At 58.6% G+C, this 18,603-nt stretch carries 10 protein-coding genes and 1 pseudogene; 5 read left to right on the top strand and 6 right to left on the bottom strand.

Annotated features, from left to right (window positions below; all coding sequences use genetic code 11):
• Positions 1-230 precede the first annotated feature (230 nt).
• Complete coding sequence (locus BSIN_RS07970; RefSeq protein WP_089340094.1) at positions 231-1,712, top strand: extracellular catalytic domain type 1 short-chain-length polyhydroxyalkanoate depolymerase; 1,482 nt, start codon at positions 231-233, stop codon at positions 1,710-1,712.
• Between the two features lie 365 nt (positions 1,713-2,077).
• Here BSIN_RS07970 and BSIN_RS07960 read toward each other — a convergent pair whose 3' ends face one another.
• Positions 2,078-2,986, bottom strand: coding sequence for a LysR substrate-binding domain-containing protein (locus BSIN_RS07960; RefSeq protein WP_059519450.1), 909 nt, complete (start codon positions 2,984-2,986; stop codon positions 2,078-2,080).
• A gap of 131 nt (positions 2,987-3,117) precedes the next feature.
• Between BSIN_RS07960 and metE the strand changes: the two genes are divergently transcribed.
• The 3 genes from metE to BSIN_RS07945 all read left to right on the top strand — a co-directional run bounded on the left by metE (position 3,118) and on the right by BSIN_RS07945 (position 9,567).
• Positions 3,118-5,412, top strand: coding sequence for a 5-methyltetrahydropteroyltriglutamate--homocysteine S-methyltransferase (metE, locus tag BSIN_RS07955; protein WP_089340092.1), 2,295 nt, complete (start codon positions 3,118-3,120; stop codon positions 5,410-5,412).
• A gap of 1,399 nt (positions 5,413-6,811) precedes the next feature.
• Complete coding sequence (locus BSIN_RS07950) at positions 6,812-7,954, top strand: AraC family transcriptional regulator (RefSeq protein ID WP_089340091.1); 1,143 nt, start codon at positions 6,812-6,814, stop codon at positions 7,952-7,954.
• A gap of 722 nt (positions 7,955-8,676) precedes the next feature.
• Complete coding sequence (locus tag BSIN_RS07945; protein ID WP_089340090.1) at positions 8,677-9,567, top strand: LysR family transcriptional regulator; 891 nt, start codon at positions 8,677-8,679, stop codon at positions 9,565-9,567.
• A gap of 248 nt (positions 9,568-9,815) precedes the next feature.
• On the opposite strand, the gene BSIN_RS07940 is transcribed toward BSIN_RS07945, so the two are convergent.
• Both BSIN_RS07940 and BSIN_RS07935 read right to left on the bottom strand, forming a co-directional pair.
• Complete coding sequence (locus BSIN_RS07940; RefSeq protein ID WP_089340089.1) at positions 9,816-10,637, bottom strand: alpha/beta fold hydrolase; 822 nt, start codon at positions 10,635-10,637, stop codon at positions 9,816-9,818.
• Positions 10,638-11,385: 748 nt separating this feature from the next.
• Positions 11,386-12,522, bottom strand: a pseudogene (locus BSIN_RS07935) (porin).
• 746 nt (positions 12,523-13,268) lie between these two features.
• On the opposite strand from BSIN_RS07935, the gene BSIN_RS07930 reads away from it, so the two are divergent.
• Positions 13,269-14,321, top strand: a complete 1,053-nt coding sequence (locus BSIN_RS07930) for a terpene synthase family protein (protein ID WP_218192403.1) — start codon at positions 13,269-13,271, stop codon at positions 14,319-14,321.
• Between the two features lie 65 nt (positions 14,322-14,386).
• On the opposite strand, the gene dmeF is transcribed toward BSIN_RS07930, so the two are convergent.
• From dmeF to BSIN_RS07915, 3 genes are all read right to left on the bottom strand, one after another.
• Complete coding sequence (dmeF, locus tag BSIN_RS07925) at positions 14,387-15,760, bottom strand: CDF family Co(II)/Ni(II) efflux transporter DmeF (protein WP_089340088.1); 1,374 nt, start codon at positions 15,758-15,760, stop codon at positions 14,387-14,389.
• 12 nt (positions 15,761-15,772) lie between these two features.
• Positions 15,773-16,045 carry a metal/formaldehyde-sensitive transcriptional repressor gene (locus BSIN_RS07920; RefSeq protein ID WP_059573241.1) on the bottom strand — a complete coding sequence of 91 codons (273 nt, stop codon included), beginning with the start codon at positions 16,043-16,045 and terminating at the stop codon, positions 15,773-15,775.
• A gap of 96 nt (positions 16,046-16,141) precedes the next feature.
• Complete coding sequence (locus BSIN_RS07915; RefSeq protein WP_089340087.1) at positions 16,142-18,583, bottom strand: heavy metal translocating P-type ATPase; 2,442 nt, start codon at positions 18,581-18,583, stop codon at positions 16,142-16,144.
• Positions 18,584-18,603: the final 20 nt, after the last annotated feature.

Below are 18,603 nucleotides of genomic sequence, written 5' to 3'. Positions count from 1 at the left end.
CGCGCCGGCAAGCCGGATCGCGAAAGGATTCGGGGAAATCTCAGATTGACCCGTGCATATCGGCATGCTTTATTTCCATATCCTCAACCTATTCGCGCACGGCCCATCAAAAGCTTGGCGGATAAAAAAGGAAGTCGCGAGAACCGCTCGTCACTGAAGAGCGGGATACGCAACGCGACGAAAAGCCGCGAAGAGCATCGCATCACTGGACCATCATGGAGAGAGACATCATGGCCTACCGCAACGCGCGGCGACTGTCGCGATGGATCGCCGGGCTCATTGCGGCCTGCACGCTGGCGAGCCTCTCTTTCGTCACCCGCGCCGCTGTTCCTGCCGGCCCCGGCGCGTGGAGCAGCCAGCAAACCTGGGCCGCCGATACCGTCAACGGCGGCAACCTGACAGGCTATTTCTACTGGCCGGCCACCCAGCCGACGACGCCCAATGGCAAGCGGGCGCTTGTGCTGGTATTGCACGGATGCCAGCAAACAGCGTCCGGCGACGTGATCGACGGCGCCAACGGGGCCGGTTTCAATTGGAAAACCATCGCCGATCAATACGGCGCAATCATCTTGGCGCCCAACGCAACCGGCAATGTTTATTACAACCATTGCTGGGACTATGCGAACACGTCGCCGAACCGCGCATCCGGGCACGTCGGCGTGCTGCTGGACCTGGTCCAGCGCTTCGTCGCCAATTCGCAATACGCGATCGATCCGAATCAAGTGTACGTGGCCGGGCTGTCGTCCGGCGGCGGCATGACCATGGTGCTCGGCTGCATCGCACCGGACATTTTTGCCGGCATCGGCATCAATGCCGGGCCGCCGCCAGGCACGACCACCGCGCAAATCAGCTATGTCCCGCCCGGCTATACCGCGGCCACCGCAGCCAACAACTGTAAGGCGTGGGCGGGCTCGAACGCCGGCCGGTTCTCGACCCAGATTGCCGGCGCCGTGTGGGGCACATCGGACTATACGGTAGCGCAAGGATATGGCCCGATCGACACGGCGGCATTGCGGCTCGTCTACGGCGGCACATTCACGCAAGGGGCGCAAGTATCGGTTCCCGGCGGCGGAGTCAACACACCGTATACCGACAGCAGCGGCCACGTGCGCACCCATGAGATCACGGTATCGGGCATGGCGCATGCATGGCCGGCGGGCGCCGGGGGCAACAATATCAACTATGTCGACGCCACGCACATCAACTATCCGGCGTTCGTGATGGACTATTGGGTCAAGAACAATTTGCGCACCGGCTCGGTAACGACACAGCCCGGTGGCGCGCCGACCGGCCTTGCTGTCACGGGGACGACCCAAACCACCGTTTCGCTGGCCTGGAATGCAGTCGCGAACGCCAGCGGCTACAACGTGTACCGCAACGGCGTGAAGGTTGGTTCGACCGCCTCGACGTCCTACACCGACACCGGCCTGAACGCCGCAACGACCTATTCGTACACCGTCACCGAAATCGATCCGCAAGCGGGCGAAAGCGCCCAATCGTCCGCCGTATCGGCCACGACGCAATCGAGCTTTGCCTGCACCGCCACCACGGGCAGCAACTACGCACACGTGCTCGCCGGGCGGGCGCACGATTCCGGCGGCATCGCCTACGCCAACGGCTCGAACCAGAGCATGGGCTTGGACAACGTCTTTTACACGACTACCCTCGCGCAAACGGCGGCCGGCTACTACATCGTCGGCAACTGCCCATGACCGTCGGCGGCTTTTCGACGCCGCGCCACGAAAATGGCGCGCATCGGCCACCGCTGCATGCGCGTTCGTCGAATGCGCGATGCGCATCGTGCGCCGAGCGGCTCGCGCGAGCTTCGCTTCATGCAGTCCCGGCGACGTTTGCGGCGATGGCGCGGCGCAAGTTTCACTTCGCCGTCATCGGCACGCCGGCGACCATGCGAGCGACGATCGCCCGGCTGCTCGATCCCACGCACTGTCAGCCCGGCGCGTAGAGCCGAGCGCGGCCAACCGCCGGATCGCGCCTGACCCGGCGCATCCCGAACGCGTTCACGCGAATCCGCGAAAAATGCCACGTTATCGCAGCGCGATTCGTCTGGTTCGGAGAATTAACGGCGAACCCTCGGCGCGCCGAGCGTCGATGCGCGGGCAAGATCGACGAACGCGGCCAAATAGTCGATCGACGCATCCGCGTCCCGCGTGCCCAGGAATATCTGCTTGGCAATGCCGTCCTTGCCGAGTTTGACCGGCACCACCGGCATCCGGTCCGAGTATTCGTCGGCGAGCCAGCGCGGCAGCGCCGCCACGCCGCGCCCGCTCGCCACCATCTGGAGCATGATGTCGGTCGTCTCGATCGCCTTGTGCCGCTTGGGAACGATGCCCGCCGGCATGAGGAACTGGGTGTAGATGTCCAACCGATCGGTTTCGACCGGATAGGTAATCAAGGTTTCGTCCGCGAGCTGGGCCGCCTTGACATAGTCCATGCTCGCGAGGCGGTGCTGATCCGCCACCACCAGCACCTGCTCGTAGTCGAACACCGGCTCGAAGCGCAGCCCGGGCTTGTTCAGCGGATCGGGCGTCACGAGCACGTCGATGTCGTAGCCGAACAGCGCGCCGATACCCCCGAACTGGAAACGTTGCTTGACGTCCACATCGACATCGGGCCAGCGCGCCAAATACGGCGACACCACTTTCAACAGCCACTGATAGCACGGATGGCACTCCATACCGATGCGCAGCGTGCCGCGTTCGCCGTTCGCATACTGCTTCATTCGCGCTTCCGCATGCTCGAACTGCGGCAGCAGCCGGTTCGCGAGCGCGAGCAGATACTGCCCCGCCTGCGTCAGCCGCAAGCTTCGCCCTTGCCGGTCCCAGATCGGCGTGCCGAGCTGCTGCTCGATTTTCTTGACGGTATGACTGAGTGCCGATTGCGTGAGATACAACGCGTTGGCCGCCGCCGTCAACGACCCTTGGCGCTCCACTTCACGAATGATGACCAGATGAAACCGCTCCAGCATGGCTAGGACTCACGAAAAATTCGCATGAAAAAATTTAATGGATGAATGAAATAATGCCATTTTATTTCATGCCTCGAAAACCCTATCATGGCCGCCGAATCCCTTCAATCCCACTGCAAACGGCGGCTCTCATGGTCACGACACATAATCTCGGCTTTCCTCGCATCGGGGCGACGCGCGAGCTGAAATTCGCGCTCGAAAACTACTGGAAAGGTCAGTCTTCGCGCGACCAGCTCAAGACGCTGGGCACGCAATTGCGCCAGCGCCATTGGGACAATCAACAGGGTCTCGATCTGGTTCCGGTCGGCGACTTCTCGTTCTACGACCACGTGCTCGACATGAGCTTCACGCTCGGCAACCTGCCGGAACGCGTGCAAGACTTTCGCGGCGACACGCTCGACAACTACTTCCGGGTAGCGCGCGGCCGCTCCGCGCCAACCGCGGAAGAACACGGCGCGTGCTGCGGCGGCGTCGCGGCCGGCGAGATGACCAAATGGTTCGATACGAACTACCACTACATCGTGCCGGAATTCACCGCGACGACCCGTTTTTCGCTGGACGCGTCGCGGCTCGTCTCGCAATTGACCGAGGCCCGCGCCGCCAACGTGAACGCCAAACCCGTGATCATCGGCCCTGTCACGTATCTTTGGCTCGGCAAGGCGAAGGACGATTCGGACCGCCTCGCGCTACTGCCGAAGCTGCTGCCTGTCTACGCCGCGCTGCTCGACCATTTTGTCGCCCAGGGCGTCGAGTGGGTGCAAATCGACGAACCGGCGCTCGTCACCGAACTCGATCCCGCGTGGCAACGAGCATTCGTCACCGCATACGAGGCGCTCGAAACGCGGCGCGTCAAGCTGCTGCTCGCGACTTATTTCGGCTCATTGCGCGAGAATCTCGCGCTCGCGTGCTCGTTGCCGGTCGAAGGTCTGCACATCGATGCGATCAACGCACGCGACGAAGTCGCCACGCTCGCTCGCCAACTGCCGGCGGACCGCGTGCTATCGGTCGGCGCGATCAACGGCCGGAACATCTGGAAGACCGATCTCGCCGCAACGCTCGACTGGCTCGAGCCGCTCGCGCAAGCGCTCGGCTCCCGGCTGTGGATCGCGCCGTCGTGCTCGCTGCTGCACGTGCCGGTGGATCTGTCGAGCGAACAGAAGCTCGATCCGGCGATCCGTTCATGGCTCGCGTTCGCGCTGCAAAAGCTCGACGAACTGAAGGTGCTCGCGTCGGCGCTGAATCACGGCCGCGCATCGGTCGCCAACGAACTCGCCGCGAATGCGGCCGCAATCGAAAGCCGCCGCACCTCGCCGCGCGTTCACAATCCGGCGGTCAAGGCCGCGGTCGAGCGCATCACCGCGGCGCTCGGCCGGCGGCAGAGTCCATATGGCGTCCGCGCACAGAAGCAGAACGAACGGCTGAAGCTGCCCGCGTTCCCCACCACCACGATCGGCTCGTTCCCGCAAACCGGAGAAATCCGCCACGCGCGCAGCCAGTTCAAGGCCGGCGCGCTTGACGAAGCCCGCTACAAGGCCGCGATGCGCGCGGAGATCGCGCGCAGCATCCGCGAGCAGGAAGCACTGGGCCTGGACGTACTGGTTCACGGCGAAGCCGAACGCAACGACATGGTCGAGTATTTCGGGGAGCAGCTCGAAGGTTACGCGTTCAGCCAGTTTGGCTGGGTACAGTCGTATGGCTCGCGCTGCGTGAAACCGCCTATCCTGTTCGGCGACATCAGCCGCCCAAGCGCGATGACCGTGGAGTGGATCGAGTATGCGCAGTCGCTGACCAGCAAACCGATGAAAGGCATGCTGACCGGCCCCGTGACGATCCTCAACTGGTCGTTCGTGCGCGACGATCAACCTCGTTCGGTGTCGTGCCTTCAGCTCGCGCTCGCGATCCGCAATGAAGTGCTCGACCTCGAGAAGGCCGGCATCCGCGTGATCCAAATCGACGAGGCGGCACTGCGCGAGGGCCTGCCGCTGCGGCGTTCGCAATGGAAGGAATATCTGGATTGGGCCATCGAATCGTTCCGCATTGCCGCCAACGGCGTAGGCGACGAAACCCAGATTCACACGCATATGTGCTACTCGGAGTTCAACGACATCATCGCGTCGATCGCAGACATGGACGCCGACGTGATCACGATCGAGACTTCGCGCTCGGATATGGAATTGCTCGACGCGTTCGACAACTTCAAATATCCGAACGAGATCGGACCGGGCGTCTACGATATTCACTCGCCGAATATCCCGACCCAGGAGCATATAGTCCAGCTTATGAAGAAAGCGGCCGAGCGAATTCCGGCGCAACGACTGTGGGTGAACCCGGACTGCGGGCTGAAGACGCGCCAGTGGACGGAAGTGATTCCGGCGCTGACGAACATGGTAGCCGCGGCCAAGACGCTGCGCAACCAGGTGCAGTAATCGTATTGCCCCGCCGAGCGCGCATCGCGCGTGGCAGGGCGCGGCATTGACGCCCCGGGCCGGTGCATTCCGGCCCGGGGCGATTCATTTCGTCAAAAGATTTTCTTCCGCCCCCAAGCCAGTGCGAACAACCCACGCGCCGCCAGCTATACAAAACAGCCAGCCTGGGAACCTGGCTTTGACGACCCTCTTCATTCAGACAATGCTTAAACGATCCGCCATCACAATTCACTTATTTACAGCACATTCCCGTCACGAAATTTAATCAGGTACGACATTACAAACCATCCGGAATTAATATTGATCGATAAACATTTAATGGATAAAATCTGTTGATAATAGATTGCGGATTTTGATTCTTTTGGAGCCGTCAAGCCAAGCCGGCTTCAGCGCCCCGCTCCGCCAATTCACTTATCTTGGCTATCTCGATAATAAATGACGAACCGGGCATGATTTGTTCTCCGCCGGCATCGCAAGCGTCAAGATTGATTTATGTGAGGGCAGCCACGGAATCGAAAAACATTCCGAAAATTCACTTCCAGGTGACGTTGACACCAACGGACAGTGCGAAGAGAATCGGACAAGCACGCTGATATGGCCAACTGCCCGCCATTCAGTCAGCGACGGCATGGTAGCCCCGAACCATCCGAAACATTTGCCGTTCGCAGCATCGCTGCCAAATCGTCCGCAATGCCGGTTTGAAGCCGCGCCCCAAATCAGAAAAAGCAATGTACGGCAGCACCAAAAGCCCAGTCCAAGCATCCAAGGAAGGCCAGACTATGCACAGGAACACCCATGCCGATTATGAGTTAGATTGCCACAGCAGGTCGGGTTCGATAGCTCTCCATTTATCGAAATTCGAATCCACCATTCTGGCTTGCTCCCCAGGTCTATTTCGCCCGGAGTCTTCCCCATATCTCCATACATTGCCGTTCCACTCGAGCAACCGAATAACCCGTCGCACCCCTTCAAGTCGATTACATTCATACCATCCACTGCGAATAGGTGCCACGTCAGCCGAAAACCATCGAGTCTTGTTCATTCCCAATCTTCCTCTTATTGGCAATAACGATTGCTGCCCTACATTCGGCGCAGCCACTTCATATAGCATCCTGCGCTTCTCGGCAAACTTATATAAAAACGACGTCCCCGTCACCTGCCAATACCAACAGGATATTAATTTTAAAAATTGGTTTCAGATCGATCGCCCTTTACTGGCAAGCCAAATTCCCGATAAATGATCCAGCCGGACATGAAAATTGGCCATTGGTATTACGATATCGCGTTGCAAATTGTCGTAACTTCGCTGGCTACAATGGATATTCGGAAAAATCGATACGCCCTGGTACCCAATCGTGCGTCTGGATAAAAATCAGCCGCCTGAATTCAGCCTTCCGCCATGAATCAGAACACTCCCCCAAACTCCAAAGAACGCTGTCTCCTCGCCGATCGGTCATCCCATCCCACTCAGCCCGCTACGCTATCCGAAAAACGGTTTTCCCCGTCCAAGCTGGCGGCCTTGACCGAAGTGGCGCTGGATTTTGGGTTGGATATGCGGGAGGTGCTAGCAGGCACCGGCCTTAGCGCCGAAGATGTCGCCAACCCATTCGTCCTTACGTCAAGGTTGCAATTCTTGACAGCCGCGCGCAATACGATCCGTCGATGCCCACGTTCGGACCTGGGTGTACAAGTTGGCAGGCTGCTCCACGCTTCAAGCTATGGAATGTTTGGGTATGCCGTACTGTGCTCGGAATCCATGGCTGATGCGCTTGACTCGGCAATCAAATTTCACCAGCTTGCAAATGGCGTGCTCGGCGTGAGCTGGAACCAGCAGGAGGATTTGGTATTTTGGAATTTTTCCGGTTGGAACGAAACGAAATTGCCTGAAATCGATGCAGATTTATATCATTTTCTCGTCGATATGCAATTTGCATTACATGTGACAGTGGTCAAGGATGTCATGGGATCATGGTGCGTACCGGTGCGTGCGGAATTTATGCGTGAGCAACCACCTCATGCAAAGCTGCTATCGGAAACGCTCGAATGTCCACTTCTGTTCGAACAGCCATGCAACAGAATCAGTTATCCGTCGGCATGGCTGCCACGCATTCCTCAGCTCGCTCATCCGGTCACGGCAGCACAGGTCTCGCGGCAATGCGCGCGCCTGTTGGACGAAATCCGTAATCAATCGGATATCACGCAGCGTGTCTATCAAATACTTACACGCACGCCGGGTAAATTCCCGGATATTGATGCTGTCGCCAGTGACTTATGTATGACCGCACGCACGTTGCGCCGCAAACTCGACGCGGCGGGAACGTCATATAACGAACTACTGACAAGCGTGCGAAGAGCGCTGGCCATTGATTATCTCAGTACAACCACGCTGAGCATCGAAGACATCGCATTCTTACTAGGATTCAGCGACGCAGTGAGCTTTCGGCATGCATTCAAGCGCTGGATGGGAACGACTCCGAATGATATCCGCCGTAATCGAGAGAAATGGATTAACAGCGCGGAAACCAGAATTAAACCGGAGTAATTTCGATTGATGGGAACGGTCAATTTTTTTGACCGTTCCCATCATTTTTACAACCTCTGCGGTGATCCATATTTAACCCGCCGAATCAATTTAATTCTTTGCAATCAATATATCGAAAATATCGTCTTATCAGCATTAGCGAAGAGTGATCATTAACCTGCGGGAATTAATATTCGCCGCATTCAAGGGAGTGCACAGTCATCCAGCGATTTGCAAGTCTTTGGAATTGTATTGCTTCATACTCGATTCGGGCTTGTGCTCGCTTGACTATCGCTACTACGATAGATTGAGACACTCCGTATAGCGGCACTTCGCCCATTCGAGCATAGGAGGTGAAGATAAGTGCACGCATGAAACAAGCCGTTCGATAGGCCAGAGAGGCTGGCTTTTCATTTTCGGTATACGGCTCTTGATGCTCATCGCCGCCGCGATGTTCGACTTGTGCGCGCGACATTGGCTGTCGATCGCAAATCGTCGATTCGCAGAGCGGCGCGAATCAGTATCGGCATTCGACCTACCAAACCACCTTATCATCCATCCACAATAGCGCCTACCGTAAAAATCACTGATTCTCAAAGCGCATGAATAGATCGAACTCACAAATCATTCACCACGCCATTTTTCATCAGTCGCCCACACGAGCCTATCTTGATATTTATTTTCATTTCACACAAAAATAAATTCATAAACCAACATTTGAAACTTTAAAAGCATAATCCAAGATGGATCTCTTAACGGCAATGCGCGTTTTTGTCAATGTGGCAGAATTAGGCAGCTTTGTACGTGCCGCGAAATGCATCGGCATTTCAACTGCCGTGGCAACACGCCATATCGTGGCACTTGAAAATCGACTCGAAACCCGTCTTATCTATCGAACCACCCGCAGCCTTTCTTTAACGGAGGCTGGCTCGAAATATCTGATTAGCGCGCGGCAACTACTGGAAGATCTCGAAAAAATCGAGGAAGAAATTTCCTCAGTCAGTCGAGGGCCGATTGGCACTTTGCGCATAGCATCGTCTCCCGGCTTTGCTCAACATTGCCTCACTCCGCTTCTTCCATCATTCATGACGACATTCCCCAATATTTCCCCTGACCTGACGACCACGGAAAGACAAGTGGATTTCATCAAGGAAGGATTTGATGTAGGAATATTAACGTCTCAGCAAATACGCCATCCCAGCACGGTAACCCGGTCGATAATTAATATCCGCATGATTGCCTGCGCATCGCAACAATACTTAAATACACATGGAACTCCACATCATCCAAACGAATTGGAAAAACATTCGGTCCTCGTACTATCCAACCTATATCTCAATGGAAACAAATATAAATTCACGTTTGAAAATGAAATTCACCAACCCAAGCTTTCGAGTCGAATTTTAACCAACAACGACGAGATTATCCGTCATCTTGCACTGCTGGGATTCGGCATCGCGATATTGCCGGAATACACGGTCAATCGAGATATCGAGCTGGGGAATTTGCAGGAAATATTATCGAACTACGAGTTACCCAAACTAGAAATGTATATCGCGTACCCCAATCGTCAGCACATGCCAATCAAGGTTCGCTCGTTTATCGATTATTTGCTCGCCAATTTCAATGAATGACCGCGACGAGTCCGGCAGAATTCCGCGGCAAGCCTCGCGGTTAGCGATGAAATACGATACAGAGGCCACCAGCGGCCATTATTACCAGCCCAACGCAAGCCAGGCTGCATCGGCAAATTATCTCGAATTGATTTCATCTGGAACAATGGGCAATCCGGGCGCCACGTCAACGCGCGGTCAAAACACTCCAGGCGTGGCTCGATACGCTCGGCATAGAACCACGTCTGATTGTCAGACCGATACTGTCGTCACGCTTCGAGGAACGCCAGCAAATCCGCATTGACCTGGTCCGCGTGCGTCACACAAATGCCGTGTGAGCCGCCCGGATACACTTTCAGCGTTGCTTGTTTGATGATCGTCGCGGATAAGCGCGCGGACGCGTCGATCGGCACAATCTGATCGTCATCACCGTGCAGGATCAGCGTCGGCACGTCGATCTTCGCCAAATCCTCGGTATAGTCGACTTCGGAAAACTCGCGCACGCACGCGTACTGTCCCAGTATCCCGCCCGTCATCCCCTGCGCCCAGAATGCGTCGATCGTACCTTGCGACACCTTGGCGCCCGGCCGATTGAAACCGAAGAACGGCAACGCGAGATCCCGGTAGAACTGCGAGCGATTATCCGCGACACCCTTACGAATGCCGTCGAACACATCCATCGGCAGGCCGCCCGGGTTCGCCTCGGTCTTCAGCATGATCGGCGGTACTGCGCCGATCAGCACAACCTTCGCAATGCGGTGCGAGCCATGACGGCCGACATAATGCGAAACTTCACCGCCGCCCGTCGAATGACCGACGAGCGTCACGTCGCGCAAATCCAGCGCATCAATTAGCGCGGCGAGATCGTCGGCATACGTATCCATGTCGTTGCCCGCTGCCGGCTGCGCGGAGCGGCCGTGTCCGCGACGGTCGTGCGCGATCACCCGATAGCCATGCTGTGCGAGAAACAGCATTTGAGCGTCCCACGCATCGGCGTTCAGCGGCCAGCCGTGCGAGAACACAACCGGGCGCCCCGAGCCCCAATCCTTGTAGAAGATCCGCGTACCGTCTTTCGTCGTGATCGTGTCCATCCAAAGGCTCCGTATCGATGAGTATGTGTAGGCAATCGGCACAACGCGCGCCGATCGGACTGCGGGTCATCTGTCGCGGCAGCAGGCTGCCTGGATCATACCGTTCGGGGCTTCTTGAGCGCAGACAATGGGCAACGAGCCGGATGTGAAGTGCGTCAACGATCCATGCATGGCGTGTCGACTGCCGCATGCGCCGTGTTTAGCGCGCCATCCTGCGCTGCGTCAGCTTACCTGCATTCGAGCTTTCCGTCCGGCCCCGCCACACCCGTCATGCATTCGGGCCGAGACGGGCGCCGTCACGCTCAACGCGATGCCGAGTAACGAGCAACGCCGTCGGTCATGACCGCAGTGTCCCCAGGGCGTTTGCCGCCCAGCGTGCAGTGCGGAACGGCACGCTGCTCGTGCTGCGCTCCGGCATTGCCTGAGTATTGCCTGAAATTCGCGCAATGAAATCCGCTCAAAACCGAGACTTGGTCTCTCCAATCAGGCACGAGCCGGTTCCAAGCCCCGCTTCGTGGCCGAAGCGCAAGGCGTCCCGCTGGCGCCCGCCCTCGCAAGCGCCAGCCGCAACCGCGCAACCCAATTGCCGCTTCCCGCCGAAGTCCCGATTCGCGGCCGGCAAGCGTGAACGGCCGCTGCCGAAGCCCGTCTGCCACGCCATCAAACATCGTAACGGCCGGCCGCGTCGCCAACCTCATCCAAAGCGGCCGGTTGTGTCATGTGTGAAACGCGAGTGTCTGCACGCGCATCAGAAGCGGTGGCGTAGCCCGAGATTGATGATGCCTTGGGTCCGCGTCCCGCCGTAACCATAGGAACCGATCGAAGCCTGCGCCACCTGCGTCTGTCCGTCGAGCGTGCGCTGTTCGCCGTTCGCACGCTGCCACGCGCCGACCGCATAAAGATCGGTGCGCTTCGACAGCACGTAATCGGCGCCGGCGGACACCTGATGGTAGGTTGCACTCGTATCGCCGCGGGCGCGCGTGTAGCTGTAGCCGACGCCGACGAGCAAGCTGGCCGTCGCCTGATAGTTGAAAAAGCCGCGCACGGTATCGTACTTCTGCGTGCTGCGGAACGCAGACATCGCATCGACCTTGTACAGCGCATTGCTGTAGTCGATACCGGCGGCGAATGGCGCGAAGTTGTAGCGCAACGCGCCGCGCGCGATGTCGATCGATTTCGCTGAGATATAGCCGCCGTTGACCAGCGACCCGTCGAACGTCCCGTCCGATGTGCCGTTCCAGCCGGTCCGGATACCGTTGGCGAGCGATGAACGATTCGCGGCATGGTAATAGCCGCCCGCGACATCGACCGGACCGTTGCTGTACGAAAGGCCCACCGACCAGGTTTGCCCGGCGCCGCTCTTGCCGGCCACGCCGCCGAGCGCATACATGCCGACGAACTGGAATCCGCCGATCACGGGCGACGTGTATTTCACTGCATTGTCGGTACGCGACGACGTGTCGTAATTGTCGACATCGCCGGGCGTCGAATAGACGCTGCCGAAGTAGAAATCGCCGGTTACCGGCCACACCACGTCGGCAAGGGAATCGTATTGACGGCCAAGCGTCAGCGTACCCCAACGTGCGCTTTCGAAACCGACGAACGCCTACCGGCCGAACATCCGGTTGCCTTGCCCAAGCGCGCCGGTGTTCGGGTTGAAACCGTTTTCCAGCGTGAAAATCGCTTTCAGTCCGCCACCGAGATCCTCCACGCCTTTTACCCCGAAGCGGTTGCCGAGCAGATTGCCGTTGCCCAGACCGACGAGATGCTTACCTTCCGCATTCGCATTCCAAACAAACGACAAGGATGTATCGAACAAACCATAAAGCGTGACTTCCGATGCGCGGGCCGCTTGGCTGATGGTGAAAAAAGTGCCCGACAGCATTAAGAACCGAAGTGAGTTGTTCAAGGTGCGCTCCCCAGTGTTGACAGTGGTTGTCTTATGCGTCGGACGGCTTCCGGTATCGTGCTTTACCGTCCCTGACGGGGCGGGAAAACTCCGAACGCGCTGCCGATTCTGGAAAGCATTCGCATCGCGGAGATGAGCGACAAATGACAAAAATGTCATTTCCGCGCCATCCCAAATGAGGTGGCAGCGATCTCGAATGCACGCTGAAGAACGGGTTCCGAAGCGAAATGGGGCGGAAGCGGCGATCCGATGCACCACACATGACGCGTCATGCGAGCAGCGAAGAAAAGCTACGGCGCACGCTATGTGCAGAATGGGAATCGAAACACAGTCGGCGGCCGGGAAGCGATCGACACGCAGTCGCGATCCGGGCCGCGTTCATGTAATACCAATCCACGAAGCTGAGCGACGACAACGCTCAGTTCGAACTGCCTATTACGGGCCAGTGAGTCCGGCCGGCAAAGCGATTGAAAGCCTCCCCTCACGAGCAAAGGAAAAAATGTCCAGGCACAGCCTTAACGCAACCCGCAATTTATTTACGGAAGAGTCAGGAAACCGGGCCAGCGCGATGTGCGATACCGAGAAAACTTTCTCAATGGGGACCGTACCGCGTTACGACCGTAACTTCGCTTGACTCAGGTGATTTTCGAGATTGAAATTTGTGGCGACGAGGCAATCAGCGAGCGTTGACATTTTGACTTGATCACAACACGGGGATTGTCATGGACGTTTCGATTCAGCAGTCTGCGAGCCATTGGGGTGCCGTGCCGGCTGAATTTGCCATTCCGCTGGTTGAGAGCGCGTTCGTCCTCCGGCATCACGAAGACGGGCTAAGGTTGCGTGAGCATTCCCGTCGCTGGATGCTCGAGCATCGGCTGGTGCCGGTCGATGTCGTGGGAACACAGGCCGATGGGCTGCGTTACACCGAATTAGTCGCAAGTTATTCAGTCGGTGCGCCCTTTGACGCATTGTGCGCGATCTCGGATCTCAGTATCTGGTTCTTCGTGTGGGACGATAAGCACGGCCGATACGCGTTTCATCACCAACACGGCCAATGGGCGGCCCTGCGCGACGCCCTATATCGTGTCGTTGACGCGCCAGCGGCCTACTCGCACGATGCCGAACCGCTCCTTAGCGGGCTTGCCGATTGCCTGCTGCGTTTTCACGCGCTGATGAGCGAGCACTGGAATACGAGCATCGCGGAACACTTGCGCGCTGTGATCCACGCCTACGATATCGAATATCGCGAGCGTATCAACAACTACGTGCCGCCGATTGACGACTATGTGAAGCTGCGTGCCGGCACCTTCGGCTACCGCGTCTGGCTTGATTGCCTCGAACTCGCGGCAGGACGCACATTGCCGGCCGATATTCGTCAGTGGGGCGAATACCGTCGCGCGGGCCTGGCCAGTCAAGAGTTTGCGGGCTGGTATAACGATCTGTGCTCGATCCGCAAGGAACTGGCCGCCGGTGAGCTACACAATCTCGGGATCACGATGATCAAGCATCGGGGACTGTCGGTAGGCGATGCAATTGATGAAGTTCGCGAGCGCGTCATCACACGCGTCGAGGATTTCCTGCTCGCCGAGCGTGCGGCGCTGGAACGAGTGGATCGCGCGAATCTGCCGTCCGAAATTGCAGACGCTGTCCGGCATTGCGTGTTCAACATGCGCAACTGGATCTCGAGCGTTTACTGGTTCCATCACGCATCCGAACGTTACAACGTGAACGCGTGGGCAGACAGGTCGCACCCGCCATACGTCGTCGACGCCTGAGCGGGAAGCAGTCTGTGATGCTTGCACGTCATGTGCAATGAAGCAGTATGGCGTAGCGCGGCAACTTAGAAGCGCGAACCAATGGCGGCGGAACGTTGGGTTATCCAAACTGCGTGGCCGGCAGCTCTGTCCGACCGACGATCGTCGCAGGCGGACGACGATACGCTCCCCCCGGCAACCGGAACGACCTCGACGGTCACGTGCGACAGATCCTTGAAGCGTTGCAGCAGGCCGTGATAGAAACGCGAATCCCGCGCCGTGTCGCCGGTGGAAACGGAAACGACCGCGCTCATATGCCCCGGTCCGAGGCGCCAGACGTGCAGATCGTTAACCCGATCGCCGCTGCCTTCGATGGCGGCGCGCACGCCGTCTGCCAGCCGGCGATCCGAATTCATGTCGAGCAGAATGCCGCCCGTGTCGCGCATCAGGCCGAACGACCAGTTCGCGATCACCAGCGCGCCGATGATACCTGCGAGCGGATCCATCCAGACCCAGCCAAACGCACGAGCGAGCAGCAGACCAATGATCGTCAGAACCGATACTGCCGCATCGGCAATCACGTGAATGTACGCTGAGCGGATATTGTGATCCCGCGCCGCCGCAGCAGACGCGCCGTGATCATGTTCATCGAACGCAAGTTCGTGCTCTCGGCCGTTCAGGCGCACGATGGCCCTGAACTGATGAGGCTCGGGGATAACCTCGAGCGACTCCAGGTAGCCGCCACGGCTTTGCATCGCAAATTCTTGCCGGGTGCCGTCCGGGCGGATCGTCGTCACCGATACGGCATTCGCATCGACGAACGCCGTATCGTTCGTGGCAGGCGCCACGCGGAACACGGGCGGCACGCCATCTTCGAACACCGATACGAGCAATACCCCCTGCTGATCGAAGATTTTGTGCACTTCCTCTTCGTGCCCGTGATCATCGTGACCGCCATGCGCATGCCCGTGATGATGGCCGTGGCTATGGCCATGGTGATCGCCGCTTAGCAACCAGACGCTCGCGATGTTGACGAGCAGGCCGGCAACCGCAATCGGAATCGCTTCACCGAAATGGATCGGAACGGGAGCAAACAAGCGTGCGACCGCCTCATACCCGATCACGAGCGCGATCATCGCGAGCACGATCGCGCTCGTGAAGCCTGCGAGGTCGCCGAGTTTGCCCGTGCCGAATACGAAACGCGGATCGCTCGCGTGTTTGCGTGCATAGGTATACGCAAGCGCGGCAATCAGCATCGCGCCGGCGTGAGTCGACATGTGCAGCCCGTCGGCGATGAGCGCCAGCGAACCGAAAATCGACCCGCCGACGATCTCGGCCACCATCATGACCGCGCACAGCCCGATGACCATCCACGTTTTGCGCTCGTTCTCCTCGTGCGCAGCTCCCAGAAAAATGTGGTCGTGCCCCGCACCGAATGCAGCGTCCTTGAATTCGCTCATCACAGCCCCCGATTACTTGAAATAGCTGTGAACGACTTCGATCAATTGCTCGGTCGCGCTGCCCTCGTCTTCGTGCCCCTCGGCGTCGACGAAATGGCTGCGGATGTGATCCTCGAGCACGACCGCGAGCAGCCCGTTCATCGCGCCGCGGCTACTCGTGATGCGCTGGAGGATTTCGTTACAGCCGCGCTCTTCTTCCAGCGCACGTTCGATCGCTTCGACCTGTCCCTTGATGCGGCGGACGCGATTCAGCAGCTTCTGCTTTTCCTTGACAGTGTGGCTCATGGCGGCTCCCTCATATAGTGGGGGGGAGTATAAACCACTCCTCGTCACTCGTTGCCGCGGTAGACAATACATCCCACGCCAACGTCACCGAATGACCTAAATCCTCGCATTGCGCAGCCTCAGCGCATTCGAGATGACCGACGCAGAACTCAGACTCATCGCAAGCGCGGCAATCATTGGCGAGAGCAATAGCCCGGTGACCGGATAAAGCACGCCGGCCGCCAGCGGAACGCCAAGCGCGTTGTAGACGAACGCGAAACCTAGGTTCTGTTTCATATTCGCGACAGTCGCTTCCGACAGCTCGCGAGCACGCGCGATACCTCGCAAATCGCCCTTCACGAGGGTGATCTGCGCGCTGTTCATCGCCACGTCGGTTCCCGTTCCCATGGCAACACCCACATCGGCCTTGGCCAGCGCCGGTGCGTCGTTGATACCGTCGCCAGCCATCGCTACGATGTGCCCGGCTTGCTGAAACTTCGTCACCAAATCGAGTTTGTCGGCCGGCTTGACCTCGCCATGAAATTCATCGACACCGAGTTTCCCGGCGACGGCCTTGGCCGTCGCCACGCCGTCGCCCGTTGCCATCACGACTCGAATGCCATTTTCCGTCAACGTCGCGAGCGCTTCCGGCGTCGTCGCCTTGATCGGGTCCGAGACCGCCAAGAGCCCGGCCAAACGTCGGTCCACCGCCATATACATGACGCTCGAACCCTGCTCCCTCATGCCATCCGCTTCCTTTGCGAGCAGCTCGACCGATACGGAATCAGTCTGCATCATCGCGGTGTTGCCCAATGCCAATGAGCGGCCGGCAATGACGCCTCGCACGCCGATGCCTGTTACGGACTCGAAATTCTCGACACGGTCGAGCTTCAATGTCTTCTCACGGGCAGCTGCCACAATGGCCGCGGCAAGTGGATGTTCGCTACCCTGGTCTAGACTGGCCGCCAGTCGAAGCACCTCGTCCGGTGTATAGCCGTCAGCGCCCAAAGCGCGTTCGAAGGCAGGACGGCCCTCGGTCAAGGTACCCGTCTTGTCGACAATTAGTACGTCGACCTTGCGCAGATTTTCGATCGCCGCGGCATCCCGGAAGAGAACGCCGCTCGATGCGCCTTTGCCACTGGCGACCATGATGGACATCGGCGTAGCCAAGCCAAGCGCGCAGGGGCACGCGATAATGAGCACCGCGACTGCATTGATGAGGCCAAATACCCAACTGGGCTCGGGCCCAACGAGGCCCCATGCCACGAACGTCAACAGCGCTATGCCGACGACGACCATAACGAATACGCCGGCCACTTTGTCAGCCATCCGCTGCATCGGTGCTCTGGAGCGCTGGGCCTGGGCAACCATCTGTACGATTTGTGACAGCACCGTCTGAGAGCCCACCTTTTCGGACCGGATGACGAGACTGCCAGTCGCATTCATCGTCGCACCGATGACATGGTCACCGACACGCTTCGTTACGGGAATGGGCTCCCCGGTAATCATGGATTCATCGAGCGAACTCGAGCCGTCGGTCACCACGCCATCCACAGGGACCTTCTCACCCGGCCGGACTCGAAGCAGATCTCCCACATGCACGTGGGACAATGGCACATCCTCCTCCGAGCCATCGCCATTGATGCGTCGCGCAGTCTTGGGAGCGAGGCCGAGGAGCGCCTTAATGGCAGCTGACGTTTGCGAGCGGGCCTTCAGTTCGAGCAGCTGCCCGAGCAGGGTGAGCGAAATAATAACGGCCGCGGCTTCGAAATAGACGCTCACACGGCCGTGTGCACTGTATGTCGAAGGAAACGCGCCCGGGAAAACGGTGGCGACGACGCTGTAAATGTAGGCAGCCCCCGTACCGAGCCCGATGAGCGTCCACATGTTCGGGCTGCGGTTCAGGAACGAACGGACACACCGCTCGAAAAACGGGAAGCCCGCCCATAGGATCACCGGCGTGGAAAGCACGAACTCGATCCAACTCTCGGTTGACGCCGGCAGCAGTTCGACGCGATGGCCGAACATCGCCAGCACAAAGACGACTGCGGTCAGCGGCAATGTCCACCAGAAGCGGCGCCGAAAATCCACCAGCTCGGGGTTTTCACCTTCGTCGATGCTGGGCAGGATCGGCTCCAGGGCCATGCCGCATATCGGACATTGACCGGGATGGTCCTGACGAATCTCCGGGTGCATCGGGCACGTATAGAGCGCGCCCTCCGGTATCGGCGCCGCCGGCTCAGGGGGTCGGGATTCAACGTACTTCTCCGGTGCCGACTTGAACTTCGTCACGCATGCGTTGCTGCAGAAGTAGTATGGTTTTCCGTCGTGCTCGGTATGAAAACGTGACGCATTTGTAACGTTCATCCCGCAAACCGGGTCGCGCAAGGCGCGGGCGGTATCGGCTGGCACGCGGTGCTCCCCATGCTGATGCGCGTGTCCGCCATGCCCGGTACGCGTGTCGCGCTTGCCCGCGCTGCCCACATCATCGGTGCTCGACGGCGCATGCCCTGAAATTCGTTGGTGATACGGCCTACCTTCGCTATCTCGATCGTTCATCTTGACGCTCCTCGATAATC

Origin of the sequence: Burkholderia singularis (assembly GCF_900176645.1) — a bacterium.
GTDB classification, from domain to species: Bacteria; Pseudomonadota; Gammaproteobacteria; order Burkholderiales; family Burkholderiaceae; genus Burkholderia; species Burkholderia singularis.
Note: the sequence above shows the minus strand (reverse complement) of the source record. Positions and strands in the feature narration are given on the sequence as shown.

Excerpts from the sequence above, each read along its gene's own strand:
- BSIN_RS07920 (WP_059573241.1), bottom strand. The coding sequence starts at position 16,045 with ATGAGCCACACTGTCAAGGAAAAGCAGAAGCTGCTGAATCGCGTCCGC.
- BSIN_RS07950 (WP_089340091.1), top strand. The coding sequence starts at position 6,812 with ATGAATCAGAACACTCCCCCAAACTCCAAAGAACGCTGTCTCCTCGCC.
- BSIN_RS07970 (WP_089340094.1), top strand. The coding sequence starts at position 231 with ATGGCCTACCGCAACGCGCGGCGACTGTCGCGATGGATCGCCGGGCTC.
- BSIN_RS07945 (WP_089340090.1), top strand. The coding sequence starts at position 8,677 with ATGGATCTCTTAACGGCAATGCGCGTTTTTGTCAATGTGGCAGAATTA.
- BSIN_RS07940 (WP_089340089.1), bottom strand. The coding sequence starts at position 10,637 with ATGGACACGATCACGACGAAAGACGGTACGCGGATCTTCTACAAGGAT.
- metE (WP_089340092.1), top strand. The coding sequence starts at position 3,118 with ATGGTCACGACACATAATCTCGGCTTTCCTCGCATCGGGGCGACGCGC.
- BSIN_RS07930 (WP_218192403.1), top strand. The coding sequence starts at position 13,269 with ATGGACGTTTCGATTCAGCAGTCTGCGAGCCATTGGGGTGCCGTGCCG.
- BSIN_RS07960 (WP_059519450.1), bottom strand. The coding sequence starts at position 2,986 with ATGCTGGAGCGGTTTCATCTGGTCATCATTCGTGAAGTGGAGCGCCAA.
- BSIN_RS07915 (WP_089340087.1), bottom strand. The coding sequence starts at position 18,583 with ATGAACGATCGAGATAGCGAAGGTAGGCCGTATCACCAACGAATTTCA.
- dmeF (WP_089340088.1), bottom strand. The coding sequence starts at position 15,760 with ATGAGCGAATTCAAGGACGCTGCATTCGGTGCGGGGCACGACCACATT.